Genomic DNA, 12,470 nt, shown 5'->3' on the forward strand with positions numbered 1-12,470 from the left:
GTCCTGGTCCTGCCGTCCGGGCGGATGCCCCCCTCGCCGCCGCCCGGACGGACGGTGTCACTTCCGGGACACCCCCGGGACGTCGAGCCAGCCCCGGCCGGCGGCGAGAACGCCCGCCTCGAAACGGCTGCGGGCGCCGAGGCGCTGCATCAGGTCGGCGGTGATGCGCCGGGTGGTGCGCACCGACACCCCCAGCTGGCGGGCGATCGACTCGTCCGTCATTCCCTGGGCGAGCAGTTCGAGCACGGTCCGTTCCTGGGGCATCAGCGGATCGTCGTCGTCGCGGACCATGGCTTCGCCGAGCGGCCGGGCCTGATGCCAGGTGTGCTCGAAGAACGCCAGCAGCGCGGCGACCGCCCCCGTACCGTGCAGCACCAGCGCGCCGAGGTCGGCGGCGGCCGGGTCGACCGGCACGATCGCCGTGCGGCGGTCGTAGATGAGCATCCGCGAGGGCAGCCGGGGCACGGTCCGCACCTGACCGCCGCGCTCGGTGAGCCAGTTGACGTACTCCCGGGTCGCCGGCGAATTGGCGGCGCTGTCGAGGAACACGTACCGCAGTCGCACACCCCGGCCGGTGGTCTCCCGGTCCAGCGGACGCGCGGCCGCCAGGCTCTCCGCGTTCTGCCCGCCGCCCGGCACGAAGGCCGCGACCTCCGTGGTGCAGGTGTTCGCGAGATGCTCGATCTTCGACTGGATCTGGTCCAGCGTGCCGAGTTTCTGCACCTCGGTGGCCATCTGCCCGCCCGAGGCCCGGATGTCGGCGAGCATCCGGGTCATGGCGAGCTTGCTCGCACTGATCTGACGCTGCCGTTCGAGGACCTCCTCCTCCTGGCTCATCAGGAGCGCGGTAAGCCCCAGCTCCGGATCCACGGGCCGGCCCGGACCGCCGTTCGCCGACGGCCGCACGAGCGACAGCGCGGCCAGCCGGTCCAGCGCGGCACGAAAGCGTTGTTCTGTCCAGCCCAACTGCTCAGCGAGACCGGAAACGCCCCCTGTACCGCCCGCGAGCATCGCGCGGTACACCGCTTCCTCATCCGGACCGAGGCCCAGTTGACGCAGCATCCATCCCTCCCCCAAAGGCAGAAGCGCCACAAGCCGTACATAGCACCCACCTGGATGGGCTGTGCGACCGATGTGAGCCCACACCATATTCGATGGCCGAAAGTTCACACGAGATCCATGGAATCAGCCGTGACTTCTGCGGGGCGATCGTCGTGTACCTCGTGAACATTCACGCCGACCCGCCGCTTCCCCGTTCTCCCGCCGAGGTAGATGCCCAACTCCGGGCGGCGGTTCGTCCCGGCCACCGGGTGGAGCACATTTACACCCAGCCACCGGCGGCCGACGCGGCGGTGCTCTTCCTCGCCCAACCCACCCTGGCCGACGCGGAACAGGCCGCGGACGACCTCCTGTCACGGTGCGCGGTCCGTTTCGTGCGGGGCTCCGCCGTCCCGCTGACCATGCTGGTGGAACTGCTCTCCCACGAGAGCAACCACGGCTGACCGCACCGACGGCACCGGCGGCGCACCCCGCCCGGGTTCCCCCGGCCCGCCGCGCGGGCCGACGGACGGAGCCCCCGGCTCCGCACGGATGGGCCGCCCGGCCTCACCTGTCCGTGCCTGTCCGTGCCTGTCCGTGCCTGGCTGTGCCTGGCTGTGCCTGGCTGTGCCTGGCTGTGCTTGGCTGTGCTTGTCACGGTCCTGCCATTGCAACTCCCTGACAGCGGTGGGCCCTGGGCAGCGCCCTGCCCGTCGACCACAGTGATCCCACCGGCCAGGGTGCCGCGCCACAACGGCGAGGCGCCACGGCGGACCCTTCGTACGACCATGCGAGGGCCCGCGGCGCCGGCAAGGGAGATCGCTCACGGGACCGGAAACCGGCCCCGTGCACACCTGGGGGACACGATGAACCTGCCGTACGCAACCACCTGCAAGGCCCTGCTCGCCGCCACGCTGGCCGTCGTCGCCGTCCACACCGGCGTCGCCGCCCAGGCCGCCGACGGGCGCCACGGCGGGACGGTCACCGCGGTCGGCCAGGCGCCCGGCGGACACTTCCCGGAGGGCCACGACCGTCAGGACAGCAACATCTGGGGCCCGTGACCCCGTGGCCGCGACGGACATCCTGCATCTGAACCTGCTCGGGCCGGTGGAGGCCCACCGTGACGGCACCCCCCTCAATCTGGGCGGTGCCAAGCCCCGGACGGTCCTGGCCGCCCTGCTGATCGCCCGGGGCCGGGTCGTCGCCGACACCGAACTCACCGCACTGCTGTGGGGCGACCGTCCCCCCGCCACCTGCGCCGCCCAGATCCACACGTACGCCTCCCGGGTGCGCCGCCTGCTCGGCGCCGGGATCGACGTGGAGCGCCGCCGCCCCGGCTACCTCGTCCGGTTGCCGGAGCACGGCGTCCACGTCGACCTGCTCGCCTTCCGGGAACGGGCGGCGCGCGGCGCCGCCGCGCTCGACGCGGGCGATCCGCGGACCGCGGCCGACAGCCTGCGCCACGCCCTCGACTGCTGGCGGGGTGAGGCGCTGGGCGGGGTCTGCGAACCACTTGTCGACGTCGAGCGCGTCCGGCTGGAGGAGGAACGGCTGGTCGCGCTCGAACAGCGGATGGACGCCGACCTGGAACTCGGGCGGCACACCGAGCTCATCCCCGAGCTCATCGCGGCCATCGCCGCCCACCCGCTCCGCGAGGGACTGCGGGCCAAGCTCATGACCGCGCTGTACCGCTCCGGACGACAGGCAGACGCGCTGGCCGCCTACCGGGCCGCCCGCGCCACGCTCGCCGAGGAACTCGGACTGGACCCCTGCGCCGAGCTCCAGCGGCTGCACCAGGCGCTGCTCACCGGGCACCCGTCCCTGCACCCGCGCCCCGCGCGCGGCACGGCATCCGTCACCGCCGCATCCGGCGGCGCCGTACCCGCGCCCGCCGAACTTCCGCCCGCACCCACCGACTTCGTGGGGCGCGACCAGGAGGTGATGCGGCTGAGCACGGCCCTGAGCGACCACCGCCCGCACGGCGGCGAACCGGCCGCGCACATCGTGACCGGCATGGTCGGCGTCGGCAAGACGGCAGTGGCGTTGCGGACCGCGCACCGGGTCAGGCACTGCTACCCGGACGGCCAGGTCCACCTCGACCTGCGCGGATCCGGACCTGCGCCGCTCGACCCCGCCGCCGCGCTCGCCGCACTGCTCCGGCTGCTCGGCACACCCGCCGACCGGATACCCACCGGCCTCGACGAACGAGTACGGGCCTACCGCACCCGGATCGCCGACCGGCGCCTGCTCCTCGTCCTCGACGACGCGGCCGACGAACGCCAACTGCGCCCGCTGCTGCCGGTTACCGAGGGGTGCGCGGCCCTGATCACCAGCCGCAACGCGCTGCACGCCCTCCGGGGGGTGGGCCGCACGCCGCTGCGCCCGCTGCCCGCGACGGACGCCCACGAACTGTTCGAGGCACTCGCGGGCCGCCACCGCACCGCCGCCGAACCCCGGGCCACGGCAGCCGTCGTGGAGACCTGCGCCGGACTGCCGCTCGCCCTGCGCATCGCCGGACTGCGGGCCGCCGCCCAACCGCTGTGGCCCCTGGCGAAGCTCGCCGACCGGCTCGCCGCGCCCCACCGCACCCTCGCCGAACTCGACCTCGCCGACCTGTCGTTGCGCGAGAGCCTGATGGGCGGCTACCACCGACTCGACCCGCCGAGCCGACGCGCCCTGCGATTCCAGTCGGCGCTGGGACCGCACCCCGTCCCGCCGGACGCCACCGCCCGCGCGCTCGGCGTCTGTCCGGAACGGGCCGAGGACCTCCTCGCCGGGCTCGCCGCGGCGCACTGGACCGAACCGGTCGACCTCGGGGGCAGACCCGGCTACCGGCTGCACCCCCTCGTCCGGCGCTTCGCCCGCGACCTGCTGGCCCGCGAGGAGGGCGGCGTCCCGCTGCCACTGCCGCTGCGCCCCGCCCGGATGCGCGCCGAGCACGCCAACTGACGCACCCCGCCGCCCGGACCGGCCCGTCCCCGTCATCGGACCGACGCATGCCGGGCACGTTGCGCGAGCCCGAGCCACGACCGACCGCGGGCCGATCCGCGAGCCGATCCACGAACCGGCATGAGGACGACCTGCGGACGACCCGTGGACCGACCCGCCGACCGACCCGTGGACCGACCCGTCGACCGAGCCGTCGACCGACCCGCCGACCGACCCGTCGACCGATCCGCGAACCGACCCGTCGACCGACCCGCCGACCGACCCGTCGACCGATCCGTCGACCGATCCGCGAACCGACACGCGGTCGCCGCCGTTCGCCTGGCGGCACCGACCGAGATGAGGCACAGTCCCGGCATGCCCGCACCCTCTGGATTCAGTTACGAGACCCGCGCCGACGGCACGGTCGTCATCACGCACCGCGGCCGGAAGGCCACCACCCTGCGCGGCGACCGCGCCGCCAGGTTCGTCGACGAGGTGGCCGCCGGCGACGAACAGGCCGTCATGGCCCGCTGGACCGGCTCCTACAAGTTCGGCAACGAACGCACCGCCCGCAACCATCCGAGAAACCAACGACGCCGTGGCTGAGGCCCCGTGCGTCGGCCGAAGGACACGCACCCGCCATGACTGACACCACACCCATCCCGACCACACCCGTCCCGACCGAAGCTGTCCCTTCCACATCCCTTCCTTCCGTTCCTGTTTCTTTCGTTCCGCGCCGGATCGCCGTGTTCGGCGCGGGTTACATCGGCCTGGTGACCGGGGCCTGCTTCGCGGACCTCGGCCACCGGGTGGTCGTCCGCGACATCCTGCCCGAGCGCATCGACCTGCTGCGCTCCGGCGACGTCCCGTTCTTCGAACCCGGCCTCGGCGACCTGATCCTCCGGAACAAGGAGCGGCTCTCGTTCACCCTCGACGTGCGCGAGGCGGTCCGGGACGCCGAAGTGGTCTACGTGTGCGTCGACACCCCGCCCACGGCCTCCGGCGACGCCGACCTGTCCCGGGTCTGGGCCGTCGTCGAGGCGCTCAAGGACACCGCCGCGCACCTGGTCGCGGTGGTGGTCAAGAGCACGGTGCCGGTCGGCACCGGGGACCGGGTGCGGGCGGCCCTCGACGAGGCCGGGCTGCACCACGTCGGCTACGTCTCGAACCCCGAATTCACCGCCGAGGGAAGCGCGGTGGACGACTTCCTGCGCCCCGACCGGGTGGTGATCGGCGCTTCCGACGAGACCACCGCCCGCTGGGTGGAGGGGCTCTACGCGGGGGTGGACGGACCGGTCGAGATCATGGACGTCGCATCGGCCGAGATGGTCAAACTCGCTTCCAACGCCCTGCTCGCCACCAAGATCACCTTCATCAACGAGATCGCGACAGTGTGCGAGGCGACCGGCGCGGACATCGAGCACGTCGCCCGCGCGGTCGGCCGGGACCACCGGCTCGGCCCGCACTTCCTCAACGCCGGTCTGGGATACGGCGGTTCCTGCTTCCCGAAGGACTCCCGCGCGCTGCGGGCGATGGCCAGCAACTCCGGCTACCCCTTCCAGCTCCTCAACGCCGTCATCGAGGTCAACGAACTCCAGCCCCGGCGCGCCATCCAGCGGCTCAAGTCCGAGCTGGGCGGCCTGAGGGGCCGTCGAGTGGCCCTGCTCGGCCTCACGTTCAAGCCCGGCACGGACGACATGCGCGAGGCCCCCAGTGCCGTCATCGCCTCCCGCCTCCTCGCCGAGGGCGCCGAGGTGACCTGCTGGGACCCGATGGCCCGCCCCGCTCCGGTGGAGCCCTGGAGCTCGACCACCCGCCACCCGGACGTGCCGTCGGCCCTCTCGCGCGCGGACGCGGCAGTGCTCGTCACCGAGTGGCCCGAACTCGTGGACGTCGACTGGTCCGCCGCCGCCCGCCGCATGCGCACCCCGCTGCTCCTCGACGGCCGCAACCTGCTGGAGCCCGCGGCGATGCTGGACGCGGGCTTCACGTACATGAGCGTGGGCCGCGCGACGCGCCACCGGTAGGACGGGCCGGGCGGGCGGCTGCGAACTCGGGACCGATGCCACGCGGTTGGGTGATTTCCCGGTTCGCGCCGTACCGCGCGTCCGTCGCTGCCCGCTGAACCGCAAAGTAATGGGTACGGGCAGTGACCGTCCGGCGGTGGCGCGGGCCCGCCCACCCAGTACGGAGCCGGGCGCGCAACGGCGCGGGCGCGGAACGAAGGCGGATGGCGTATGACAGACGTGGACGCGGACGAGCAAGGCGAGAACTGCTCGGCGGACGAGATGGCGGAGGACGCCGAGCGGGAATTCGACCAGGTTGACGGCTCGGGACCGGTGATCGCGGCGGTAGGCCGACAGATCCGGCTCTGGCGTGAATCGGCGGGGATGCGGGCGAAGGAACTGGGCGCCGCGATCGGCTACGGCGAGAACCAGGTCTACAAGGTCGGGTCCGGTACACGCATCCCCAAGCCGGAGTTCCTGGAGGGCGCGGACCGGGTCCTGCGCGCGGGCGGCAAGATCGCCGCGATGAAGAAGGACCTGGAGGAGGCGCGGTACCCGAAGAAGGTCCGGGGCCTGGCGAACCTGGAGCGGACGGCGGTCGAGATCGGGTCGTATACCAACGGTGTTGTGGATGGACTGCTTCAGACCGAGGACTTTGCACGGGTGCTGTACGCGGAGCGACGCCCGGCCTACTCCGAGGACCAGATCGACCGTTTGGTAGCGGCACGCATGGCTCGCCAGCGGATTTTCCAGAGTAAGGGCCATGCGACTGGCTGAGTTCATCAAGTCCCTCGGTCCTGTGCAGCAGCCAATTTCTGCCGTCAGAGCCCGCCAAACCAGATAAACAAGAAGACCGGTTGGTTGGATGAGCCCCGTGCCTCATCCGTACACAGCAGAGCGCACAACAGCGGCCAGGTACGGAGCCTGGAGGCCGACCCGACCTTACGCGTCTCGGCCAACCGTGCAGGTCAAATCCGAAACGACCGCTCAAGGATCGCTGATTCCCAAGCCCAGAGAGCGAGTTCAATCTCGTCACCCGCTCCACGATGAAAACCCTGGTCAGAGACCAGGGTCTTGTTTGTTGCCTGGACCTGCCTACGCGCTCCTCCCTGACCGGAGCTGGGAGAGAGCATGCACAACCGGCTGGTCGTACCGGTCCTTGTCCTGCTCCCAGTAAGCGAGCACCCGAGCCGTGGCCTCGGCCATGTCCGTGGGCAGGTCAGCCGCGCGAAGAGTATCGGCGACCTCTTCCATCTCGGGTGCCCAGCGCCAGGCTCGGGCTGCAACACTCGGCAGATAGCCCGGATCGGAGAGGATCGTGGAGACCATGACCTCGGCTTCGGCTGTGAGCTGATCACCGACTCCATGGGCGTCGGCGAGCGCGTGAGCGACGCCGGCGAGGGTGCGAGCGGCCTTCTGGTAGCTGGCAAAGGCCATCTTCAGAGCGGAAGCGGAACCGGGTGTGTCGCCGACCCGGCACACGTGCAGGGCAGAGTCCGTGAACAGCGACGCCACCAGCTCGACGGCAGAGTCGGCCCCTGCGAGATAGAGCCGTGTCGCACGCCCCTCGCCTGGCGGCTGGCCGAAAACGGCACCGGTCGACGACTGCGGAGCCGGGGCGGACCATGGCCGTTCAGGACGGGACAGCGGTACAGGGGCCGTGGCCCCCACTGTCCGGGCAGCGAGTCTCACGCTGGAGCCGCGTCATGGGTACCGTGCCGGAGACGAACTCTGTACGGACAGACCGGCGGTCGCGCCGGATCGTCCGGCGGCCAGGAGGTGTCCTGATGCTGGAGGAAGCCGAGGAGATCGGCAAGCGCGCTCGCAGGGCGAGGCTGCGGCTGGGTATGCCGCAGGCAGACCTGGCGACGGCCCTCGGGAAGTCTCAGGGCTGGGTGTCGAAGATGGAGCGTGGCCTGATCGAGCTGGACCGGGTCGGGCTGCTCAATCAGGTGGCCGCAGAGCTGCACGTCCATCCGAACGACCTGATCGGACGCCCGTACAGCAACTCCCCCGACGACAACCAGTGGCAGATCGCCGCCTCGTCGATCCTGCGCGAGCTGCGCCGCTACGACCTCGTCCCCGTCTTCGATGGGGTTCCGCGACCGGCATCACAGCTATGGCGTGAGGTGACCCGGCTGCACCGCCTGCGGGACACCGCCTCCAACGTCGCGATTCTCCGAGTTCTCCCGGATCTGTTCCGGGAAGCGCGCGCTCTGGCGGAGGACTCGGAGGGGCACGAGCGGGAGGAGGCGTACGCCGTCTACGCCGTGTGCTGCAAGTTCGCGCACACCGCCGCGCACGCCCTCGGACACCCCGAGCTGGTGGCCATGGCGTGCGAGCGGGCCGCGTGGTCAGCCAGGTTGTCGGGAGATCCGGTTTTGCCTGCCGTCGCCGACTGGATGCGCGTCTGGGACATGTGGGCGACGGCTGACTGGACCGACGCTCTGACCCTCTCGGACAAGGCGATCGCCTCGGTGCAACAGCCTTACGAGCATGGTGATCAGCTGGCCGTGCGGGCCTGGGGCACGCTTCAGCTTCGGGCGGCTGTCTCCGCCGCTCGGGCCAACCGCCCATCGGAAGCGGAGGACCGGATCGGACACGCGAAGGACGCCGCCGAACGCATGGACGCGTACGTCGGCGCACCGGTGTACGACCGGCATTCGCTGACGTTCTCCGCCGGGAACGTGCAGATCCACGCGATCAGCGTGGCCCTGGAAATGGGCAAGCAGGGCAAAGCTCTGGAGATAAACCGCCGCACCAGCCCGAGCTTGGTCGGGTCACTGCCCAACTCACGTCAGGGTCACCACCACATGGACGTCGCGCGGGCCTGGCTGTGGGACGGGAACCGGGCAAAGGCCCTCACCGAGCTGGAGACGGCTGAGCGGATCGCGCCGCAGCTCGTACGCAACCACCCCATCGCCCGTTCAACGCTTCGCAGCATCGTCTACGCGGAACGAGCAGCCACGAGGGAGAAGCTGCGGCACATGTCCGACCGCTTTCACCTGGACGGATAGGGGTCGTATTCCTCCGGCTCATATTCGAGGGCTGTCCTGTCCCTAATTTCGGGACATGACGCGACGACGTTCTTCTCATCTTCCCTCGCAGGGAGCCGGGTTAGGTACGGCAGCACCGTTCGTTCCACGGCTCGGCGACCTCGCCACGGACAGCGCTCGCGATGACCGAGTCGGGGTCGTGGTCGCCCTCCCCGGTGAGGGCTCCGCTACGACGTACCACCTGCGTCCGCCCAGGGGCGGGGCCCCGTGGTCCGCGCCCGCCGACGGGACGACGCTCAGTCCCGTACCGGTGAAGGCCACCCACGCCACCATCTTGGCCGGACGGGACGCGGTCTACGACCCGCGTGCCCGGCAGGGATCGGTTCCCATCGAGTTCCACCTGGATGACGGCTCGACCCTTGATGGCGCACTCATCCTCACCTCTGTCGAGCTGGAGTGGCTGCACCAGCAGACCAGCCGCCTCGTCGACGCGCACGAACGTGCCCTCGGCGGTACCCCGTGACCGGGTCTCGGCGACGCCACGCCCGAAAGGCCGCGCCGCGCTTCGTACGCCCCGAAGGCGGAGGCATCGCGCTCACGCTTCTGGCCGTCGCCGGGCTGGTGGGCCCGGCCTGGGCACTGCGTGAGCAGGCCGCCCCGCTCCTCAACGGCCTCAGTCACCAGCCCTCCGCCGTTGCACTGGACGCGAGCCCGCCCTCCGATCACTGACTCCGCTCCGCTTTCCGGGTCGTTCACCCCACGTTCCCGGCCATCGGAGCCTGCCATGCACCCGGAACATCCAGGCGTGATTCTTCAGGGAGAGATCGTGGACATCCCGTACATCGTCATCGACCAGCTCACCCCCGACCAACAGCAGGTCTGGAAAACCTACTTCGGTGACGCCGACCGCCCCCGCTACATCGAGGAGGGCATCTGGCGCCGCACGCAGGAGAAGGCCACGGCCGAACAGAGCGGCTGGACGGCTGCCGACGACGCCCGGCGGCGGATCATCCACTACCGCTACCGGTACGGCCTGGTCCCCACCACCGCCGCGCCGGCCATCGGCTTGACCGACCTGTACCTCTACCACTCCGCTACCGCTCCAGCGGACGAGATCGACGCGCACCACGACGCCCTGTGGGACTCGCTCGCCACCGGCGGCTGGAAAGAGGCCCCCGGCGGATTCTTATGGACACGGCGGGATCTGAAGTGCCGCATCACCGAGCACGACGTCCACCCCCAGGACGCCGCTGCGGGCCGCACCCTCCCCGTCGGCTACCGGAGCCTGGACGTACAGATCGCCTCGGTGTCCTACGCACCGCCGCCCACTGTCCGGCAGCTGCCGTGGAACGTGCTCTCCACCGGAATCCGGTGCAAGGACCGCCCCGGTACGCCGACCCGCGTCCCGGACCTGTCCGTCCTCGCACCTGTTGCCGTTCCAGGTGGAGATCGGATGCGGTACGTCGGTCGAGGCGGGTATTCCGCCCCTGCACCGGCTCCACGAGATCTACCGGGTCACCGACCGCCAGGGCCACGAGCCTCGGGAGCACCGCTTCACCCTCTCCCCGACAGCGGACACGCTCCTCCACGAGGTTCTGACGGAGCCGGAGGAGAAGACTGCGGAATTCGTGGAGATGTTCCGCGCCTGCTTCCTGGCCGAGCCGACCCCCGCCATGTGGGCGCTGAAGGAACTGAAGGACGCCGGGCACCTCGTCGGTCCGGTCATCACCAACAACTTCGACGTGCTCGCCGCGCGCGCCGGGCTCGACGAGTGCTTCATGCGCCGGTACGACCAGGCCGTACCCGATGTCGAGTGGGTCGACGGTGCCAAGGCCCTTCTCGTCGTCGGCCTGCACGCCGACCGCCGCAAGGTCCAGGCCCGCGCCCGCGCTCGTGGCATGCAGGTCGTCTACCTGGACCCGGAGGGTTTCTGGCGCGACGGCCAGTTCATGCCGTACCCGCTGGAAGGGCCCCAGGACGGCGACCTGGTGTGCCGGGCAACCGCCGCCGAGGCGCTGCCCGCACTCGTCAACCTGCTGAAGCAGCAGGCTGGTTGATCCACCTGCACGAAGAGGGCCCTGCCGGGTGTTGGCGCTAGCGTGACGCACCCGGCCGGCCCTGACTTCCCGGGCGGGCGAGAGGCAAGGAAAGGAGCGTCGGCCCCATGCGCGTATCCGTCATCGGTTGTGGTCACCTGGGCATCCCCCACGCCGCTGCCATGGCCGAGATCGGCCACGAGGTCATCGGCGTGGACCTGGACCGGGCGAAGATCGACCGCCTCAACGCCGGCGAGTGCCCCATCTACGAGGACGGCCTGCCCGAACTCCTCAGCGCACACACCGCCACTGGACGGCTGCGGTTCACCACCAGCCTTGCAGAGGCGGCCGAGTTCGCCGACATCCACTTCCTCGCCGTGGGTACGCCGATCGACGCGGACGGACGGAGCTACGACACCGGACAGGTCTTCGGCGCAGCCCGCGCCCTCGCCCCGCACCTGACCCGCCCGACCGTCATCGTCGGCAAGTCCACGGTCACCGTCGGCACCTCCCGCGACCTCGGTGCTCTCCTCGCCCGGCTCTCCCCGGCAGGTGACGACGTGGAGGTCGTCTGGAATCCCGAGTTCCTGCGCGAGGGCCACGCCATCGACGACACCCTGCGCCCCGACCGCATCGTCGTGGGCGTGCCGTCGGCCCGCGCCGAGGACGCGGTACGTGAGGTCTACGCACCCCTCCTGGCGAACGGCATCCCGCTGTTCGTCACCGATCCCGCCACCGCCGAACTCATCAAGGGCGCCGCCAACGCCTACCTCGGCATGAAGATCTCCTTCATCAACGGCGTCGCCGATATGTGTACCGCCGCCGGAGCCGACGTCCAGCAGCTCACCGAGGCCATCGGCCTGGACCCTCGCATCGGCCGCGGCGGCCTGAACGCCGGCCCCGGATACGGCGGCGGCTGCCTCCCGAAGGACGTCCGCGCCTTCACCGCCTCCGCCCGCACCCTCGGAGCCGCCGAAGCGGCCACTCTTCTGCGATCCGCCGAGGAGGTCAATGAATCCCGCCCCACCGCCGCGCTGAGGCTCATCGAGCAGACGCTCGGCCGTCCCGTCGACGGCGTACGCGTCACCGTCTGGGGTGCTTCCTTCAAGGCCGGTACCGACGACGTCCGCGAATCCCCGGCCCTGGCGATCGCCGCGCTCATGCACCAGCGCGGCGCGACCGTCACCGTCCACGACCCGCACGCCGTGCCCACAGCACTGCGCCGCCACCCCGAACTCGACTACTGCGAAAACCTCGAAGGCTCCCTTGCGGCAGCCGAGTTGATCGTCCTGGCCACCGAATGGCCCCACTTCCGCGAGGCCGATCCCAAGGCACTCGCCCCTCTGGTAGCGGACCAGGTCCTCGTCGACCTCCGCAACCTCATCGACGCCGACGCCTGGCGCATGGCCGGATGGACCGTACGCCAGCTCGGACGGCCCGCACAGGAATAGCCGAACCCATCCATC

10 protein-coding genes and 4 pseudogenes are annotated in these 12,470 nt (G+C 70.8%); 12 read left to right on the forward strand and 2 right to left on the reverse strand.

Annotation, left to right across the window (positions count from 1 at the left end; translation table 11 throughout):
• Positions 1 to 57 precede the first annotated feature (57 nt).
• Positions 58 to 1,062, reverse strand: coding sequence for a LuxR C-terminal-related transcriptional regulator (locus tag ACFC79_RS09695; RefSeq protein WP_376237385.1), 1,005 nt, complete (start codon positions 1,060 to 1,062; stop codon positions 58 to 60).
• Between the two features lie 92 nt (positions 1,063 to 1,154).
• Here ACFC79_RS09695 and ACFC79_RS09700 point away from each other — a divergent pair, with 92 nt between their 5' ends.
• The 7 genes and pseudogenes from ACFC79_RS09700 to ACFC79_RS09730 all read left to right on the forward strand — a co-directional run.
• On the forward strand, positions 1,155 to 1,502 hold the full coding sequence (locus ACFC79_RS09700) for a hypothetical protein (RefSeq protein ID WP_376237387.1): 348 nt from the start codon (positions 1,155 to 1,157) through the stop codon (positions 1,500 to 1,502).
• Positions 1,503 to 1,904: 402 nt separating this feature from the next.
• Entirely contained in the window at positions 1,905 to 2,099 is a 195-nt protein-coding gene (locus tag ACFC79_RS09705; protein WP_376237389.1) for a hypothetical protein, read from the forward strand.
• A gap of 4 nt (positions 2,100 to 2,103) precedes the next feature.
• Positions 2,104 to 3,987, forward strand: a complete 1,884-nt coding sequence (locus ACFC79_RS09710) for a BTAD domain-containing putative transcriptional regulator (RefSeq protein ID WP_376237391.1) — start codon at positions 2,104 to 2,106, stop codon at positions 3,985 to 3,987.
• 47 nt (positions 3,988 to 4,034) lie between these two features.
• Positions 4,035 to 4,190, forward strand: a pseudogene (locus tag ACFC79_RS09715) (hypothetical protein); the annotation flags it as partial.
• 151 nt (positions 4,191 to 4,341) lie between these two features.
• The gene (locus ACFC79_RS09720) at positions 4,342 to 4,572 is read left to right on the forward strand and encodes a hypothetical protein (RefSeq protein WP_376237546.1); all 231 of its coding nucleotides are present in this window, start codon (positions 4,342 to 4,344) and stop codon (positions 4,570 to 4,572) included.
• A gap of 35 nt (positions 4,573 to 4,607) precedes the next feature.
• Entirely contained in the window at positions 4,608 to 5,993 is a 1,386-nt protein-coding gene (locus ACFC79_RS09725; protein ID WP_376237548.1) for a UDP-glucose dehydrogenase family protein, read from the forward strand.
• Positions 5,994 to 6,254: 261 nt separating this feature from the next.
• Positions 6,255 to 6,731, forward strand: a pseudogene (locus ACFC79_RS09730) (Scr1 family TA system antitoxin-like transcriptional regulator); the annotation flags it as partial.
• Between the two features lie 336 nt (positions 6,732 to 7,067).
• Here ACFC79_RS09730 and ACFC79_RS09735 read toward each other — a convergent pair.
• Positions 7,068 to 7,596, reverse strand: a pseudogene (locus ACFC79_RS09735) (DUF1932 domain-containing protein); the annotation flags it as partial.
• A 163-nt stretch (positions 7,597 to 7,759) separates the two neighbouring features.
• Between ACFC79_RS09735 and ACFC79_RS09740 the strand changes: the two are divergent.
• The 5 genes and pseudogenes from ACFC79_RS09740 to ACFC79_RS09760 all read left to right on the forward strand — a co-directional run bounded on the left by ACFC79_RS09740 (position 7,760) and on the right by ACFC79_RS09760 (position 12,455).
• Entirely contained in the window at positions 7,760 to 8,989 is a 1,230-nt protein-coding gene (locus ACFC79_RS09740) for a helix-turn-helix domain-containing protein (RefSeq protein ID WP_376237393.1), read from the forward strand.
• 178 nt (positions 8,990 to 9,167) lie between these two features.
• Positions 9,168 to 9,491 (forward strand): hypothetical protein, encoded by a 324-nt coding sequence (locus ACFC79_RS09745; protein ID WP_376237396.1) that lies wholly within the window; start codon positions 9,168 to 9,170, stop codon positions 9,489 to 9,491.
• Positions 9,488 to 9,697: a hypothetical protein gene (locus tag ACFC79_RS09750; RefSeq protein WP_376237399.1), complete on the forward strand. Its 210-nt coding sequence runs from the start codon at positions 9,488 to 9,490 to the stop codon at positions 9,695 to 9,697. The genes ACFC79_RS09745 and ACFC79_RS09750 overlap by 4 nt, the downstream gene beginning before the upstream one ends.
• Positions 9,698 to 9,794: 97 nt before the next feature.
• A pseudogene (locus ACFC79_RS09755) lies at positions 9,795 to 11,025 on the forward strand (hypothetical protein).
• Between the two features lie 107 nt (positions 11,026 to 11,132).
• Positions 11,133 to 12,455: a UDP-glucose dehydrogenase family protein gene (locus ACFC79_RS09760; protein WP_376237401.1), complete on the forward strand. Its 1,323-nt coding sequence runs from the start codon at positions 11,133 to 11,135 to the stop codon at positions 12,453 to 12,455.
• Positions 12,456 to 12,470: the final 15 nt, after the last annotated feature.

This window comes from Streptomyces sp. NPDC056061 (assembly GCF_042266885.1).
GTDB lineage: Bacteria > Actinomycetota > Actinomycetes > Streptomycetales > Streptomycetaceae > Streptomyces.

Bases quoted from the DNA above. Each gene is read 5' to 3' on its own strand.
- ACFC79_RS09740 (WP_376237393.1), top strand. From the start codon at position 7,760: ATGCTGGAGGAAGCCGAGGAGATCGGCAAGCGCGCTCGCAGGGCGAGG.
- ACFC79_RS09705 (WP_376237389.1), top strand. From the start codon at position 1,905: ATGAACCTGCCGTACGCAACCACCTGCAAGGCCCTGCTCGCCGCCACG.
- ACFC79_RS09700 (WP_376237387.1), top strand. From the start codon at position 1,155: ATGGCCGAAAGTTCACACGAGATCCATGGAATCAGCCGTGACTTCTGC.
- ACFC79_RS09695 (WP_376237385.1), bottom strand. From the start codon at position 1,062: ATGCTGCGTCAACTGGGCCTCGGTCCGGATGAGGAAGCGGTGTACCGC.
- ACFC79_RS09720 (WP_376237546.1), top strand. From the start codon at position 4,342: ATGCCCGCACCCTCTGGATTCAGTTACGAGACCCGCGCCGACGGCACG.
- ACFC79_RS09760 (WP_376237401.1), top strand. From the start codon at position 11,133: ATGCGCGTATCCGTCATCGGTTGTGGTCACCTGGGCATCCCCCACGCC.
- ACFC79_RS09725 (WP_376237548.1), top strand. From the start codon at position 4,608: ATGACTGACACCACACCCATCCCGACCACACCCGTCCCGACCGAAGCT.